The 16,500-nt window shown below is 46.1% G+C and carries 17 protein-coding genes; 5 read left to right on the top strand and 12 right to left on the bottom strand.

What is annotated here, in order from left to right:
* Window positions 1-11: 11 nt before the first annotated feature.
* Complete coding sequence (locus EGH25_RS10520) at window positions 12-992, bottom strand: minichromosome maintenance protein MCM (protein WP_266088357.1); 981 nt, start codon at window positions 990-992, stop codon at window positions 12-14.
* 93 nt (window positions 993-1,085) lie between these two features.
* Between EGH25_RS10520 and EGH25_RS10525 the strand changes: the two genes are divergently transcribed.
* Entirely contained in the window at window positions 1,086-2,105 is a 1,020-nt protein-coding gene (locus EGH25_RS10525; RefSeq protein WP_266088359.1) for a hypothetical protein, read from the top strand.
* Between the two features lie 20 nt (window positions 2,106-2,125).
* Here the strand turns inward: EGH25_RS10525 and EGH25_RS10530 are convergent, their stop codons facing one another.
* From EGH25_RS10530 to EGH25_RS10550, 5 genes are all read right to left on the bottom strand, one after another.
* Complete coding sequence (locus EGH25_RS10530; RefSeq protein WP_266088361.1) at window positions 2,126-2,485, bottom strand: DUF5830 family protein; 360 nt, start codon at window positions 2,483-2,485, stop codon at window positions 2,126-2,128.
* 103 nt (window positions 2,486-2,588) lie between these two features.
* Window positions 2,589-3,641, bottom strand: coding sequence for a hypothetical protein (locus tag EGH25_RS10535; RefSeq protein ID WP_266088363.1), 1,053 nt, complete (start codon window positions 3,639-3,641; stop codon window positions 2,589-2,591).
* A gap of 233 nt (window positions 3,642-3,874) precedes the next feature.
* Window positions 3,875-4,228: a DUF5830 family protein gene (locus EGH25_RS10540; RefSeq protein WP_266088365.1), complete on the bottom strand. Its 354-nt coding sequence runs from the start codon at window positions 4,226-4,228 to the stop codon at window positions 3,875-3,877.
* A 182-nt stretch (window positions 4,229-4,410) separates the two neighbouring features.
* A complete protein-coding gene (locus tag EGH25_RS10545; RefSeq protein WP_266088367.1) occupies window positions 4,411-5,646 on the bottom strand; it encodes a type I restriction endonuclease in 1,236 nt (411 codons plus the stop codon).
* 60 nt (window positions 5,647-5,706) lie between these two features.
* Window positions 5,707-7,332, bottom strand: coding sequence for a hypothetical protein (locus EGH25_RS10550; RefSeq protein ID WP_266088369.1), 1,626 nt, complete (start codon window positions 7,330-7,332; stop codon window positions 5,707-5,709).
* A gap of 176 nt (window positions 7,333-7,508) precedes the next feature.
* Between EGH25_RS10550 and EGH25_RS10555 the strand changes: the two genes are divergently transcribed.
* Window positions 7,509-9,116, top strand: a complete 1,608-nt coding sequence (locus tag EGH25_RS10555) for a recombinase family protein (RefSeq protein ID WP_266088371.1) — start codon at window positions 7,509-7,511, stop codon at window positions 9,114-9,116.
* A gap of 42 nt (window positions 9,117-9,158) precedes the next feature.
* On the opposite strand, the gene EGH25_RS10560 is transcribed toward EGH25_RS10555, so the two are convergent.
* From EGH25_RS10560 to EGH25_RS10570, 3 genes are read right to left on the bottom strand one after another with little or no spacing between them, the layout of a single operon-like run.
* Window positions 9,159-10,082 (bottom strand): recombinase family protein, encoded by a 924-nt coding sequence (locus EGH25_RS10560; RefSeq protein WP_266088373.1) that lies wholly within the window; start codon window positions 10,080-10,082, stop codon window positions 9,159-9,161.
* Between the two features lie 3 nt (window positions 10,083-10,085).
* Entirely contained in the window at window positions 10,086-10,874 is a 789-nt protein-coding gene (locus tag EGH25_RS10565) for a transcription initiation factor IIB (RefSeq protein ID WP_266088375.1), read from the bottom strand.
* Window positions 10,867-11,610 carry a hypothetical protein gene (locus EGH25_RS10570; protein ID WP_266088377.1) on the bottom strand — a complete coding sequence of 248 codons (744 nt, stop codon included), beginning with the start codon at window positions 11,608-11,610 and terminating at the stop codon, window positions 10,867-10,869. Before EGH25_RS10570 ends, EGH25_RS10565 begins: the two co-directional genes overlap by 8 nt.
* A gap of 105 nt (window positions 11,611-11,715) precedes the next feature.
* Between EGH25_RS10570 and EGH25_RS10575 the strand changes: the two genes are divergently transcribed.
* Window positions 11,716-11,889 (top strand): AbrB/MazE/SpoVT family DNA-binding domain-containing protein, encoded by a 174-nt coding sequence (locus EGH25_RS10575; RefSeq protein WP_266088379.1) that lies wholly within the window; start codon window positions 11,716-11,718, stop codon window positions 11,887-11,889.
* Between the two features lie 44 nt (window positions 11,890-11,933).
* Here the strand turns inward: EGH25_RS10575 and EGH25_RS10580 are convergent, their stop codons facing one another.
* The gene (locus tag EGH25_RS10580) at window positions 11,934-12,554 is read right to left on the bottom strand and encodes a hypothetical protein (protein ID WP_266088381.1); all 621 of its coding nucleotides are present in this window, start codon (window positions 12,552-12,554) and stop codon (window positions 11,934-11,936) included.
* 119 nt (window positions 12,555-12,673) lie between these two features.
* On the opposite strand from EGH25_RS10580, the gene EGH25_RS10585 reads away from it, so the two are divergent.
* Both EGH25_RS10585 and EGH25_RS10590 read left to right on the top strand, forming a co-directional pair.
* Entirely contained in the window at window positions 12,674-13,684 is a 1,011-nt protein-coding gene (locus tag EGH25_RS10585; protein WP_266088383.1) for an ArsR family transcriptional regulator, read from the top strand.
* Window positions 13,684-14,535, top strand: a complete 852-nt coding sequence (locus EGH25_RS10590; protein ID WP_266088385.1) for a DUF6036 family nucleotidyltransferase — start codon at window positions 13,684-13,686, stop codon at window positions 14,533-14,535. Before EGH25_RS10585 ends, EGH25_RS10590 begins: the two co-directional genes overlap by 1 nt.
* A gap of 30 nt (window positions 14,536-14,565) precedes the next feature.
* On the opposite strand, the gene EGH25_RS10595 is transcribed toward EGH25_RS10590, so the two are convergent.
* Together EGH25_RS10595 and EGH25_RS10600 are read right to left on the bottom strand one after the other, a co-directional pair.
* Window positions 14,566-14,889 (bottom strand): hypothetical protein, encoded by a 324-nt coding sequence (locus EGH25_RS10595; protein WP_266088386.1) that lies wholly within the window; start codon window positions 14,887-14,889, stop codon window positions 14,566-14,568.
* A gap of 131 nt (window positions 14,890-15,020) precedes the next feature.
* Window positions 15,021-16,022, bottom strand: coding sequence for a hypothetical protein (locus EGH25_RS10600; protein ID WP_266088388.1), 1,002 nt, complete (start codon window positions 16,020-16,022; stop codon window positions 15,021-15,023).
* Between the last annotated feature and the right edge of the window lie 478 nt (window positions 16,023-16,500).

Below are 16,500 nucleotides of genomic sequence, written 5' to 3' on the forward strand. Positions count from 1 at the left end.
AACGCTCACGCTCAAACAGCCGACGACTGGCTTAGGTCGTTCAGCTTCGCTTGGAATATGCTTATCTGAACACTACCGTATTCCGTGTACTCGACCTCTTTCTCAACCCCTCCAAAGAGTTGCAGAAGCATAGCCAGCTTTATTGTATCATCCACCGGTACGGTAGGTGCTATAGAGTCAACGAACTTCTGATATATATCCTCATCCGCGAGTTTTCGTATAGCTTCTTTCTCATCGTCGTCAAGATTATCGAACATATAAGAGTAACTCGGTTCTTCAGGTACAACCTTGCGAGTACGGAGATAGAACGATAAATCGCTCCCGTCATTGCCATTGGTAGTAGGGATAACGTTAACAGAGACGTAATCACCAAGACTAACCTCTCTAGCCTCCTCCCCGAAGAATACGCACGAATAGTTCTGAGAGTTCTTAAATTCCTCTTCCTCAAGCGGAGGTGATAGAGTGACATCCCGCACTGAGACAAAGTCACATTCGTCTTCAACGATTTTGAAGTTACCCTGTTTCTGACATCCTTTACATCGGCTTGGTTCCTGATACTCCTCTCTGCTTATATCCATATCCACGACATGCCGGGTAGCGCAACTCTGACACCGAAAGACACCTCTGCTGACAATAAGATACTCATCCGAGATCTCGGAGACAACTCCATAAGTACGAACAAGTTTTCCAATACTGGAAGAGCTCAGTTCGCTTAGCTTTGTCTTCGGTAAGTTGGAGAAAATGAGTGTAGCGTCCTCGGGGAGATCGGCTTCATTCTGAACGTTGAAATCTAATAAAGTATCCTCGGCGTCTGATAGAACAGATTTAGGACTACCAACCAAAGAATCAGCTAGTTTACGGTTGAATGTTACTAAATCCTGGTAGTCAACTTCAAGCGAAGAGCGTCCAAACGCGACCAGATCCTCTATCTCATCCTTGTAGTAGCGACGCAGAAAATTTTCCCATACATTCTCTCGGTCATCTGATGCCATAGATTGTGGAAGTACGCGGGAAACTTAGCCGTTTTGGGGGTAGTTCTAGAACCCCCGTAAACCCTAAGCCCTATCAGTCTTTCAGCTACGGTGATGGAAAACAAATCTGAAAAGCCGATACGGAACGAAATAAGAGACGAAGAGTTAGATGCCTTTTTCGAGGAGAATGCGAGTGAGGCTAGTAAGAGGCCTTGGGACACAGAGGAATGGGAGGAAAAGCGGGAAGAGACAATAGGCGACGAGTGTGAGTGGTGTGGAGGTAAAGAAGATCTCGTTATACACCACAAGGAGCATGAGGATATGCAGTGGTGGAAGTTATGGGATAGGATACGAGACTACGCGTTTGAGAAATCTGACGCCTACGAAGAGCTAGAAATCCCCACAAACGAGTGCTGCCCTAACTGTAAGAGCCAATCAATATACACCCGTGAAACGAAAGAGCCTGAGTACAGGTGTCAAAAATGCAAGAGTGAATTTGACGAACCTGCTGAAAAGGAAGGAAGCCTGAAGAACTCGGAGAGATACTGGAAGGCGATGAATGAATACGTCCAGAGGGACGATGTCCGTGAATGGATAACGGAACAGTTCGGTCAAATATACGAGGAGTATTGGGAGTCCTACTTCAATATGGAGTACACAGCTACCGTGTGTAAAAGCTGTCATTATGCCTACCATGAGAACAACCAAAAGATTTGCTCGGAGTGTGGCGAGACATACGCGGACTACAGAGGAGATCTACAGAAGTACGTCTGCTGGGACTGTGTGGTAGAGATAAAAGAATTGGAGAAGTGTCCGGAGTGCGGGGAAAACTGGTACAACCCCGAACACAGGGATGAGTGTAAGAAGTGTCGGCACAATTACTCCGTTGAGACTGCGGACTTCGTATGTGCAGACTGCGGCGAGGAATGGGAGAATCAAGTGGTGATGGAACCTCCAGGGATATTTCACTATCACGAGGCGGACTGTGAACAGGGTAGCATAAAACAAAAGGGAGTTACCTATTACGTCTGTCCGGACTGTGACTACGAAAGTGAGAGTGAAGAGACGGTAAAACTACATGTGGACAACACGAACTGTTCCCCTGAAAAAATAGAGAGGAAAACATACGACTAGAAGATTCGAGGTAAAGGAGGTCAGAGACGGGCTATCCCAATCTTCCTGACACATTCAGGTCCATAGGGTCCATCCTCAGACTTGTCAAACCGTAAGAAGTATCCATTTTTTAGAGACTGCCCACACTTATTACACGAGTAGTCGCCTTCACGGGAAACCACATCAGGGTCAAACTCCCCATACATATTGTAGATGATATCACCGTCGTCGTCCTCGCTTGGTTTCCCAATACCCTCCCTCTTTATGGCTTCTATGTAATCCTGAGTGTGGCGAGGGGGGACACCAAGTCCTTCCAGAACGTCAACTATCTCTTTTAAAGATACTTCGCCATTCATGGAACAAATAGCCCTCCATGCCGTGCTATCCTTGTCTATCTCCATTTTACCCAATAAACGCCTTACAGGAAAATAAACCTTACTCGGAAAAGGTATTAGAAAAATCCAGCCTATCTGTAGCCTAACCTCCTGTCAAGGGATGACAGCATTACCATGTAGCTTTAGCGTATACGTTAGCTACGCTGAAACCACTTAGCGGAGCTAAGGCACTCATATCCGTTACTTCTATTTCTATCCTGCTATCGTAGACCTTCTCTTCATCTACCGGATGATGATCCAATATCTTGCAGTACATTGATTTATATGACGTGACTTTATCAGCCATACTAACCGGGTATTGGGTATCTGTGTCCATATCAAATTTCTCCTCATATAACTCCTCGTCATTGAAAAACGGATTCTTACATATTATTCCATACACCCATTCTTCCTCATCTCTCCCTCGTTTTAAGGTTAGTTTCTCCATCGGTTCTAGTTCCAGACTGTCTAAGTCAGACGCTATCTCTCTATCGGGATTCCATGAGTTAGCAGTTGTGAGATCAACATCAGCAGCCTCAGCATAGTCTATTATATTCCGATTATCCGTTATTCCGCCATCCGTTATGAAAGTAATATGGAAATCCTCAATTGAATCTGAGTCAAATCTAGGTGAAGCAGATAAGGCTATTCCCCTTATTTGAGGATTATTTGTTTCGCATATATAAATAGCTGAATCATTTTTGTAAGTGTCCACCTCGTAATCGACAGGTATGTTCCTCTTGTCTGGGTTTTGGAGTAGCTCAAAAAAGCTTCTGAGCCCGGATCCTATCCATGCTCCATTCGACTGATGTATAGTAAATGTCCCATGGTTTTCATTCCAGTGTCCTGTATTGGAGAACTCGAATCGAGCCAACTCAGAAAGTAGGCTCTCCACTCTCTCAGGATCTTCAAATCTCTGCCTCGTTCGGAATATTTCAGGTTCCTGAAGTTCTCGAAATCCATTAGAGAACGTACATACTCTAGCTATATGTCCGTCAGGAGCTTGGATGAATACTGTATCCTCACTCTCCGAATGGGGTATTTTTCCGTCAGCCATCGGTGATGCCGGTAAACCCCTTTTGAGAACTTTGGTGTACGCCTGCTCAAGGCTGATATTATTCTTCTCAGCGTATTCTTTTACTCCGCCGTGAACATCCCAAGGGATGTCAATATTCGGTCGCATTGTATCACTTACAAAGAACCTACCTAACTTAACCTTTTTGGTATATTCAGTATATATAGACAAATAGTATTTTCAGTATATCAGGTCTGGTAGAGTGCGCAGAAAAATATAACGCTAGCCACGGGTGTTGTTCAGTCATCTGTAGAAACCAAGAGAACGAAAAATCCGATGTTGATATCGTCTTTCTCGTGGATCTTGGTAGAAAAGAGTATGATAATACCCCGCCAAGAGGTTTAGGGGAAGAATCTAATACAGTCACTACAGAAAGGCCCATCATAATCGTCAGAACTGTACTTCACTAGATAGCCGGTTTCTAAATAAACTCCACACTTCTGACAGTTCCTACTCCCATCCTTATCTTTGATCAATTCGAAGTCCTGTCGAGGAGAGAAAAAGTAAGTAATATCATTGTCCTTCTGACGTCGTTCTGCAAAGTCAGATTCGTTGAGGGCGTCTATGTAGATCCTAGTAAGATAATCCTTCTTTTGGGAGGATATTTTGCTCTCGATAAACCCGACGACCTCTGGGAGAGGAACTTCCCCAGACAGAGATTTAAACAACCGTAGGTCAGGGTGTTTTGTCTCCACGGAAGACGATAAAATTCACAGGATAATATTTGTTAGGAACTTACTCCCCTCCCACAGAAAGCAAGTAAGCTAACCCACGTCTTAGCCGTGGGCTTTCAGCATGGACTCCCGTTCTAGCCGATTCATCGGCAGGAGAATAGCCTCCATTCGCGGTTCTTCCGAGAAAGCAGATCTAAACCGAATCAAGAGCTTTCCACTGGAGTGATCCGTGCTAGTCTGTCGGTATACTGGGCGAGATCTCCGAGGGTAACACTTAGGAGTATCTCTTCCTCAGGTCGGTCATCACTCACATCCTCGTATATAACGTACTTTTTGCCGTTCGTCAGAACGCCGTACTCCGAACCCGTCGTCCTCATGTATCTCCTTAGTTGCTTGGCAGCGTTAGGATCATACGAGGTGTCGAAGTTACTGTCGTCCGCGATAGTAGTCCCAAGAGACTTCGCCTCAACACAAACGAACGGTGTGCCATCGCACATCAACTGATAATCAACGTATCCGTCGGTATCCCCATTGTATTCAACAATGACGTCCTCATTCGTCACATTCCAGCCTAGTGCCTTCAAAAATGGCGTCACGAGGTTCTCTCGTGTCACGAGCTCCTTCTGATGCTGAATATTTCGGGATTCAAGATGTGCTACCGTTGAGATAGCGTCGTCGACGAACTCTTCGATATCCTCGGGGTCGAACTCTGTCGGCGGTGTTTCGTCTTCCTCCCCCAATCTCTCTACGTTGTTCCCCTCAAGAAATACCCTGAACGTTGTCTTTCCATCGTCCGGGACAGCCCGTAGAACACCCGTCACATTCACTCGGTCACCAGGAACAAACGACCCTGTTATATCCCCCTCTATATTGACGTCTATTGCCTCGGTACTCGATATATCCTGAACGCGCAGCTTTTGTGCGTCAACAAAGTCACTCTGGTCTTCGAGAAGACGGAATGGACCTTGGCGTTCACATCCGCGGCACTGGTGAGGCTCCGTGAACTCTTTCCCGGTCTGTTCGACATTAGTGAGGTTTCCACAACGCTGGCACTCAAATGCGGCCTCGAGAACCTTTGGCTCGGCGTCCGACGATTTACGCACAATACCTTCAATAGATACCATCTTGTTTACGTCGTCGCTACTAAGCTCGTATATCTTGGTACTGGGATATATATTGGAAAACCGAACCCGAGCGTGTTCAAGTGAGGTCTCGGCGGCGATATCGAAGTCCGCGAGTGCGTCCTCAGCGGCACGGCGTATCCCATCGGGGTGTAGAACCAGGTCGTCGGCAAGGTCGGGGTCGTACTTTTCGACTTCGCCGAAGTTGACAACGAGTGACGTCTTCTCGTTCTGCGCTATCTTACTGATCTCGTTTTTACAGTATCGGCGGTAGAACTCCTTCCAACGCTCTTTTATCTCTACATTTTCCGGGCGCATACCGAACCGTTCGAGTCGGGGGTAAAAACTCTTACCCACAGTTTGAGTCTTTTTATACAGTTAGGCAACATCAGTACCGTAGTTCTCATGCAACCTATCACGTATATCCCTCCAAACCCCCTCTGACAGAGTCTCATACTGATTCTTATCTCGAGGATTCCTGAGTCGTACCTGAGTTCGTTGCACGGCTTCACGAACCCAAGTCTCCTCAGTATACTCGTCTATTTCACCGAGGTCCCTGACGTTGAGCAGTAAGCCATTATCCCCTTGTTTAATCGACCCCCTGACAAATATACGAGTAGGTGGAGTAATGCCGCCACGAAGTCTCCCACCTATATCTCCCGCATATCTATCCGAGATTAAGAATGGAAGAGTGGTTCCAGTGGCATCGTTTAGATAACCACGGGTGGCATCACCCGTCTTCTCAACCCTGGTCAAAGTGCCGGCGATAAGAATTTTTCCAGCTTTATGACCTCCAATAGGCGTTATTACGTAGTCCACTTTCTCCGCATCCAAGTTAGCATTACTAGAGGCATCCTCCTCAAAGACTTCATCTACAAGCTCAATCTCGGGGGCGAAAAGCCGCACACCCGGCTTCTTGTCATCCTCTGGAAACTGAGGAGAATTAAGATTACTCTCCCACAAGCGATTCATTCCTCTTCTCATCTCCGCTACCACAACTCCGCTAAACTTGCTTCTACCTTCGGTCTCCTGTCCGGTATTGTCAAAACCGGTGATAGAGTAATAACGTCCGAGAAGGCGCTCTCTCACCATGTTGATTTGCTCCCCATCTATATCGCCTGTATAGTCCGTCAGGACAGACTTCCTAAGTAGGTATTCATCTATAAACACTCGACACACACGGGTTCCTGTGTCTAGGAAAGCAACCACCCTCGCTTCCTGGTTGGAGGTGGAGGGTCTAGTTGCCACGGTATCGAGAGCCACGATCATGCCGCCGGTTTCGAATTGCCTTCCCCCACCATGTGCGGAGACGTGGGTATTGAGCTCGTTCACTAAGTCTTCATCATCTATCTTCAATACCCATTCCCCAGAATCCTCTTCATCCTCAATATCCTCCCGCTTCACTACAGTAGCGTTATTAAGGCGATAGCTGTTGTCTTTCTCCAGAAACCCATCATAGTCAAGATGGAACCTCATGGAATCAGTTCTGTCAGCTATTATACCTGAAGAAGATTTGCTACTAGCTCCGAAGACGTTGGTAACATTCACTTCGACGGTTACCCCCTCGTCTCCCATCTGTAGACTGTTAAGATCCATTACCTCATCTTGGTTATCTCGCTGCATTCTCTCACTAACAGCGGTTATAATCTCTCCAGGGGGGACATCGTGATCTATGTAGGATTCAACAGAGTCCTCAATTTCTCCTTCGTCGACTTTCGGGAATCTTTCTGAGAGGGTTCTCACGAGATACTCTCTATCGTATTTTCTTTCTGATATACCGAGCCCCCGCTCTATTCTATCTAGACTTCTAGCTATGTCACTGAGGTCATCTACCTCTTCTTTGGAGGGGTTCTTTTCTTTCCGCATGTAGAACCTCATCGCCTTCTGAATATGATCCGAGTATGCACCCTTCGACTTGCCTTCGATCTCTTGTACGAAGCCCTTGAACTCCTCCTTCAGCTCCCTTGGAATGTTTATCGACGACTGAACCGTTTCCCTAGTCATGCTAGTTCAGTACTCAACTAGTACTGATTTCCAGTTAAATGTTGGTTTGTGGTTAAGTGTAGGCCCTTCCCTGTGACCCGCTCCTCAGGTGGAGCGGGTCTCGTGAATAAAACGTTTCCTGAGACCTGGTACCGCTCGGTCCTCAGGAAACCTTGATTGCCCGCTCCGGAGGCAGAATGGAAATAGAAAGAAAAAAATCGGAATTACCGGAGCGCATAGGTAAACTGAACAACCAGATAGAGAATGCATCACTTACTCTGTACAGCAGTTATGTGCAGTGTATGATTTGGGCGCTGTACGGTGGTCAAATCATACATTCGGATATAAGCGCTGTACTGAAGAGTTTATCCACAGCGTTCAAATCATACATTAGGACATCCCCCAAGTCATACACTGCAATAGACGGTTCTTCTGAAAACAACTCAACCCTCAACGACTTCTCTAGTTCACCTGAAGAACAAACCAAGAGAGAATCAAAAGTAAGGACTAACGGAAGATCAAAAAAGACAGAGGAAAAGCAAGAAACAGATTATTCAGCGGCACATGGATATGCAAGACAGAGTAAAACTGATGAAGAATCAGAAGGTGAAGAATCCGCCAGCATCAACAGTCAAAAGAGAAATATCCATTTATGCGCCGACGAACATGGCTTGGAAGTAGAAAATATATACGTAGATAAAAACGAAAGTGGATTCTCGTTCAACAGACCCGGTCTGGATGAATTGAGAGAGGAAGTCGAGAAGAATCCTCAGCCAGTCATACTGGACAGAGCTGATAGATTCGGTAGAGAAACACTGGAAACACTCTACGTGGCAGCGAAGTTACACTACCACCATGAGGTTCCGATAATAACCGATTCCTATGGAAAGTATGAGTTAGATAAGATGTCTGACCAGATGCAGTTGGCAGTCAGAGCAATAGTGGCTGGTGAATCGGTAAAGGCAAGGATAAGAGCAGCCTGGGATGCAATTGAGACTATCTTCACAGAGAGTGAAAGTTGGTATACATGGTTCAATAAGATCCCGGTAGCATTCAAACAGAAGAATGAATGGATACAAAAGACAGAGTACGGAAAAGAAGTAATATCGGCTATCATGGAGGACTTTCTTGAGACTAAGAATTACTCAGCGGTAGCCGACTTAGTCAAGAAGTCAGCTAAGAACAAGAAGCTAGATAATAAAGCGGATGGTAAGTTCGAGACAGTTGGATTAGAAGATGAGAGGATAAGATCGGTATTTGAAGAGTCTGACTACGAAATAAGCGAGTTAACTGGTCAGAAAATAAAGTCGATAATAACGAATCCGGTATACGTAGGCAAAATTAGGTATCCTCGGAGCGCGGATGAGGATGAACAAAAGGTAATGGAGGTACCAGAACTAGGGTTTGATGGAAAAGATTTCGAGGAGTTGTTCGACGAGGTGGACAGGGTCGTTGAAGAGATTTATGAGAAGAACTCGCTAAGTCAAGATACCGTGGATCTCGAGGAGCTGAGTGAGAAAGGACTACTGTTAAAAGCCGTTGATGAGACAGACGTAGTTGATGTAGTCTGCCAAGAATGCGGGAGCCCCATGACTAAAAACGGGACCGGCAAAATAGACGGAGGTACGGAAGTACACTACTGGATGTGCCCAGATTATTCAGGAGAAAGTGAGGAAAGTAGAAAACACACACACCGGAAGTTCCCGAAGGAGAGAAACGGTGAGTGGGACGATCTCAAAGAACACCTCAACAAGGAGTATCCACAATACTCCGATGTGGTTATCCTGAGGATGTGTGAGATATAAGCCGGAGATCAAGCATCATAATTTGAATGAATAATAGAGAGTTCAGTTGAGGTAGTCCACGTACTGGGATATCACACCATCAATGGCATCTTGCTTTCTGTCCTCAGGCATATTTGGATTATCTGCGTCTCCATTCCGGAATCGGAACCTAGTCTGAGTTACCTCGTCGAATAAATCGTCTGACACAATCCGATATTCCGGTACATAATCACTGACGTCAGAAAGGCTGTATCGGCCTGTATAGAGCTCGTTTCGGAGTATCTCACCAATGTAGTCTGGCGTCCACTTACCCTTCTTGGGAGTTGTCATTCCTTCTTGATTCAGTTCGTATGCGACTTGGGGCATAGACTCGAGTTCGAGATACATCCGATAGATCTGCTCCACCAACCCGGCGTCCTCATTAACCTCAAGTTTGCCGTCATCGAGGCGAGTATACCCGAGAGGCGGGCTATCGTTCGGCCATTTGTGGTCTAACGCCATCGCGTGATGCCCCATCTGAGTTCTCTGACTGATCATCTCTCGTTCAAACTCAGCAGCGTTCGCGATATTCCGGAAATTAAACCGTCCGGCAGGAGTCGTCGTATCTATCTGTTCTGTAACACTATGAAGAGCCACTCCTAAATCGCTCAATTTTTCCTCGAGATTCACCGTATGCATTAGACTTCGCGAAAACCTATCGAGCTTCCAGAATACGACGACATCGAAGACATCATCTTCCGCTGCAGTCATCATCTCCTGGAACATCGGACGGTCGGTATCTTTCCCGCTCTCAACTTCGTCTTGGAAGACTCGAGAGACCTGCCATCCCATCAAGCTACACCGCTCCCAACAACACCGTACCTGCTCATTAATCGAATATCCATGAAGCTGATTCCTCGACGACGTTCTCGCATAGATAGCTGCTGTCTCAGCATCACTCTCTTCATCGTTAGAGCGAGCTGGTACCTGAGAATTAGATAGGGACATAATTCAGGCCCATATATGGTCACGGCTGTTGTTCTGGTCTTCAAGATCACGGAGGCGAACCCGGACAGTCTCAGTAGTTACTCCAGACGCGATAGCTACCTCCCGTTGGGTGACATCACCCTCCGAACCTAGGTATAATGCAGCGGCTGCATAGCTGACGGGGGACTTACCCGAGGTGGAGGCCTGTTCTACGTTTCGGAGGATTTCCCTACTTCTGTCCTCGGTTTCGGCGTCGACGGAGAGTTCATCCGACAGATACGAGATATGATCCTCAGGAGTAGGTATCGAGTTCTCTATTCCGAGCTCGTGAGTTATCTCTCTGGAGAAGTTAGATATCTTAGCCTGGTCAAGGTCGCCAACTTTCGAGATCTCTAAGTCAGGACGAATAGCTCCCTCTTTGTGCATAGCCGCCCTTAGACAGACTGTCACGACGAGTTTCATGCTTCTGCCGGCGGTCAAGCCTTTACTCATTGCTTCGGCGTAGAACTCCGCTGAGAGCTTTCTGACGGAGTCAGAGACGGATAGTTCGTCGGAGAATTGCTCTAGATACTCAAGAGCCCGAGAAACGTTTGCCTCTGTGCCGTCAGAGATTTTCGAAACTTCCGACCATTGGGTATCCTCCGGAGTATCCGGACTGGACTGAAGTTCAGTATCTGGCTGGTCGGAATCAAAGCCGCCGAGAGAGTAAAAGATGCGCCCGCAGTCATTACAGACTGCTTCAACTTCGTCCCCAGGGAGTTCTGAACCATCTGAGAGTTCATCTGAACCACACTGTGGACAGCTGTCAAACATCTATTCCCCCCTCCATTCCAGCCGTGACGTCTATTTCGTAGCCCATTTCCTCGATTATGTCGCGGATTTCCTTGACGAGTTTATCCGAGACAGAAGAGACGTTGTCGAATATCTCGGACTTGTCTCGTAGGACGTTTTCGTGACTGTATGTGTCGTCACGGTTGTGGGGGCAGCTAGTCAAGGCACAGTTCCGGCACTGGAACTTCCCAGGTATCCTTTTTTCTAGTTCTCCGAGTTGGTTGAGGTCTCGTTGGTGGTCGACGAACTCGTTGAGGAACGTCGACGACATCTCTTGGTCAAGGTAATGGACGTTTCCTGTCTGTAGTTCCGCTGTTAGGACGGGAACACCTTCCCTGTAGGCGTATGCGGCTGCCTGGAACGGTTTGATATTCCCTGTTTTGACTTCGATTATAGCGATTTCGAGGGTATGCTGTTCGTCGTGTATCTCGGCTTTCTTGTCGTTGATTTCTATTCCAGCGGTTCCGTCAAGGCTATATCCGTCTCTAGGGCTTTCTCCGGTGATTCTGAGGTTGTTTAACGCGAGTTGTAGGTTGACTATGATTCTTCCTTGGACGGCGCTGTGTAACGCGCTGTATGCCGAAGTCAGGTTTGTCTCACCTGGCAGAAAGTCGGGGCAGGTGTGTTCGACTATTTTGTCGAGGCTGCTGGGCGGGTGTTCTTCGAGTAGTTCGTCCAGAATAACGGGTTGCTCAATCTGCGTATCTGTTTTACTCATCCACTCATCTCGGTTTGGTTTGTAAGATACTTTCCAAGCATCTTGGATATATACTTTTCAAGAAGATATAAGCCTTTTGGATAGGATTTTGGAAACGATTAGCCGATGGTAGGGAAATCCACGGGCAAGCTCGGGAGAGTCGGGAATACTAAAACCATGCGTTTAACTATACCTGCAGGCTTGGCCTCCGATACTTCATTCCCGTTCGAGGAAGGCGACGAGGTCGAGATAGAAATTGTCGACGATGAGCTACGGATTAGAAAGCAAGACAGCGAATAAGTGATTACATCCGTCGACTTCCCAGATAGTACGTACCACCTATTCTAACGCTTTATATAGTCCTGGTACGTCGAATGGACTAATTCAGCATGTTTACGAGATCGCCGTATGGTGTGGCGGCGGAGGAGAGGCATTTCCTCGTATAACTCAGGTGCTGAATCCGGTGTAACCTCGATACAGTTGACAAGCCTTAGCGTGAGGAACTTTAGACCGTTGTCGTTTTCTCTGTCGTATGCAATCCGTTCCAGATGCGCATCGGGAGTCACATCCCCGATAACAGCGAACTTATCCCTGTTTCCTTTGGCGTAAAGTTCCGGATATATAGCTACGACGCGGCCGAATCCGCGGTCGAGAGCTTGCATAGCCTTGATATCTCTGAGAGCATCTTTGCTATGTTCTTCACGATAGTAACCGTGATCAAGTCGACCATCGGCATTCCAGTCGATAGCGATTCGTCGGTCAAGAGAGAGATTACGAAGACCTTCGATTGATGCACCGAACTTATTCCCTTCCCGCGTCCCATGCCGGATGAAGTAAACAGGAACTGTATCCTCTGGCTCCGACAGGAGTTGATACGCAATCGTCTGATTGCTATACTGGGGTCCAACGTAGACACGACCGTTGTCGTCAACTTTACCGGTGTCGAAATGAGAGTTACTCCCCATGCCTACATATCTATGGTAGACATATATAAAAGCTTCCCATGAAAATTATAGACAAAGTTCTGATGTCTCATTTAAGGTAAACTATTTAAATACCACTTACCTTATTTGAGACTAAGGAGATGATCGGTCAACCACACCTAAGGCTTCTCCAAGAACTCGGACAGCCACAGTCCCCGAGTGAGCTAGCTGAGAAACTTGAATACAGCCTAAAACACGTCTCCGAAGTACTCTCAGAACTCGAGGAACTAGGTCTAATAAAAAGTAAAGAACGAGGTCGCCACAAGCTGTATGACACCACCGAAGTAAATGCAGTAGGAGAATATCGAAAACTTACGACGCGACATCCGAATATAGACTTCCCGGAGCTACTAACACCTTCCTCTCTACACGTTATCTACCATCTAGACAAAAGGAGAAGCGCAGATACCCTCACGAAATTATCCAAGCCCAGTCGAGCTACAGTATATAGAGTACTCAAGAAACTCAGGAACAGAGGAATCCTCACACAAGAGGATAGCAAATACGTCATCAGAAAACCCTATGAGCCCCTCTCAGAGTTCGCGCAAGAGTTAGCTATGCTCAAGCACGTTTCCAAAGTCAAGAAGACATTTCCATCGGGAAAAGTATACGTCGTCTGGAACAATGATTATGAGAATATATCCCTATTGAAATCCGAGATAGAGGTTAAAAACCAGATAGATAACCTACGCCCCGATGAGGCGAGAAAGTACTACTTGACAGGACTAAACGAAATCCAAAATCGGGGGCTGAAGTTTATGACGACACCTGGAACATACCTATTCTATACAGAGGAGGAACGTGAAGAAGACCAGCAACAATCGACGCTTCACGGACTCTCTCAAGAGGATCTTGTATGCCATATGACTCTTATACACAAAAGAATGGATAAGCCGGTAGGACAGCGATATACTCTACTGTACTTGGCTAAAGTACAAGATGATATCAACAGAGAAGATCTCCGAGAAAGGGCAATACACTATGATATATCTAATGAGGTCGACAACCTCCTCACATATATCGAGAAAAAGGGTGTTAAAAAAGCAGAAATTGATTTACCGACATGGGGCGAATTCAAGGGTTTGGCGAAGGAATATGAGGTGGATATCTGATGTCAGGCAGAGAGTCTAGGTTCGGAAGAGATCGTATAAAAGAGCAATTTGAGGAGTTGTCCAACTCGCTCAGCAAAGAGACTACGGTATATTTAATCGGAGGTGGGGCAATGACCCTAAGAAATCAAAAGACGGCGACGAAGGATATAGACCTTGTAGTCGAGTCAAGAGAGGTATATGAAAGGATATGTGACGGCCTCAATAGATTCGGTTACAGCCCCCAAAATGAAGGGGATCTCAGCCAAGAATATCGTGAACTCAGAGCTGCGGTGATATTGGAGAAAGGGGACCGGCGGTTTGATATATTCAATCACCAGGTTGCGGGAGAATTGATTCTCACTAAGGAGATAAAGGAAAGATCAGAGACTGTTTTTGAGGAGTTGGATTTGAACGTTCGGATGTTCTCGAATGAAGATATATTCTTGTTCAAGTCGGTGGCTAATAGACCGGATGATATGGGTGATATGGAAGTACTCATAGGAGTTGGCTTAGACTTCGATATAGTAGTTAAGGAGTTGAGAAGGCAGATCAAAGAAACAAGAAAAGACGAATTTGTGACCTCCATTAGCAGGAAGCTTAAGAGACTGGAAGAGGAAACGGGTATCCGAACGGATCTTTCTGAAAGGGTAGAAGAGATGAACGAGGTATCCAAACGGGCTAGTGAGATAGCAACGCTGCCCGGGCTTGTTGAAGAAGATCACTCTGACGGCTTGAAAGGAATGAGTATAGGACTCGTCGAAACGCAGATGGAATATAGCCGTGAGGAGGTGGAGGAGGCAGTGGAATGGCTTGAAATGCTGGGTAAAATAAGACGAGAAAGTGGTAGGTTAGTGTTAGTGGATGAAGATTAGATTCGTTGATAGTGGGAGGCTATCGAAGTTCTACTCCTCCTGAGGTCCGATATACTCCCAGTCTAGCCCATCCCCGCTCCGGCTGACGTGGTAGACATAGGGACCATGCGGACAGCCGCTACAGTCTTTTCCGCAGGGTACCTTCTTCACTACCTTCGTGTACCCGCTCCGTCGCTCTTTCTCGACTAGCTCCTCGTCCTCGTTAGCTTCAACCTCCTCCGGAGGTTCTGTCAAATACTCACGGAGTTCGCGAGCGTAGTCGATTACCTCTTCAAGGGTGTCGACGTCCTGCTTCTCCAGTCCCTCCTGGATGTACTTCGGTATCTCTTCGGGAGGTTCGGGTGGCTCGGACATTCTTACCTAACGATATACGAGTAGTGGAGTATAATTGTTTGGTAAGAAATTGTTGATCAAAGACTGAAGTCAAACACAGTTATGTTATGTTATGTACATAGTAGAATGGATACTGTGGTTTTATTATATATTCACTCAATGTCCTCTAATATTTCGGGGATTTGCTTTATTTGGTGGTAGGTAAGTAGACTGTTGAATACCCACAAGGCATAGAGGGCAGAAAACAGCTTCCTTGATTCTTCGCTGAACTCTTTATACGAAAGATCATCGGCAAAGTCGCCTCTGTCATAGAATTCGATAGTCTCACTATTCGGATTGATTTTCGAATCCCTATGAACTATGGAGTTACGGAGGTTCCTATCCAAACACTCAGCGAAGATATTGTATTCCTCATACTTCTTGCTCCCTAGCTTCTGTAAAAGGTTGTGTAGTCTAGTAGTTTTCAACTCTTGATATTCATGCTCATCATCCTTCTTTATCTGCAGGACTGAGATGAACTCCGGAAGTAAACCAGCATACAGCTCCGCCATCTCTTGGTACATATCCTGATATTCTCTAGCCTCGGTCGCGTCCTCGATCTCGATGTTCTCCAGGAGCGGTAGATGTTCTTCAACTAATGGATTAATGAACCTCTGCATGATCCCTGTATTTCGATCCAACTCATCCCTATACAAGTCGGTCACCTTCTGGTTCTTTCCCTCCTCTATCAATTCAACAGCCAACTGATCCACTTTCTCAAAATATTCATCATACCCCCACCTATCCAAATCTTCGCGTGCCCCATATAGAGATTCTTCGTAATAATTAAGTAATATTTCAAACCCACCTTCGTCATCTCCCTCAGTCATATCCGACTGAGAAAACATCTGACCAACCGTCTCATCAAAAAAATTCAGTATACTCTCAAACTGCTCTTCCTCGGACTCAATCTGGCCTATGTCACGAAAACGCAATAAAATTTCTTTTAATTCATTAGTGGCCTTTTCATCGTGGTCGATATCAGCCCTGAAATCCATCCCAAGCGATTCACTCATCAATTTTGGTATTGACTCCATCACCTCACTACTAATCTCTTGAACCTCTTCGTCGGATAAATCTCCAAGTTCCTTTGTCTCATTTTCGTCATCCGTCATACCGTACACAAAGTGGTTACGTGTATAAATCCTATCGCAAGGTTAAGAAACACACCACTGTGTCACGAGCAAGCCAGTATCTTACCAAACATTTCGTCGATATGGAAGATTCCGTGTTAGGTAAGAAGAAGATGTAGACTACTGCTGCTCTTGAAGATAGTAACGGCAGCTGGGAGGAGAGGGCCGCTAAGGTCTCTGAGCGTAGGGGGGACACACCCTTTTCGATATGTTTTGTATATTATAACCAACCAACCTAACCTATAACAAATAGATTTATATATTATTATAGAGATTCTTACGTTTCCTTAGACAGAACTCCGAATTAAACAGGTTGAGTGCGGTTTCTACGTCGAACATATCGGATTTTACCCCAACATATCGAAAAGGGTGTCCCCCCGTTCAAATACTCTATAGCTGAGATAACCGACAGAAGAAGATACTAAACGAAGAACTAGACGATAGCTCTGAACGGAACATA

Source organism: Halorutilus salinus, from assembly GCF_026242195.1.
Classification (GTDB): Archaea; Halobacteriota; Halobacteria; order Halobacteriales; family Halorutilaceae; genus Halorutilus; species Halorutilus salinus.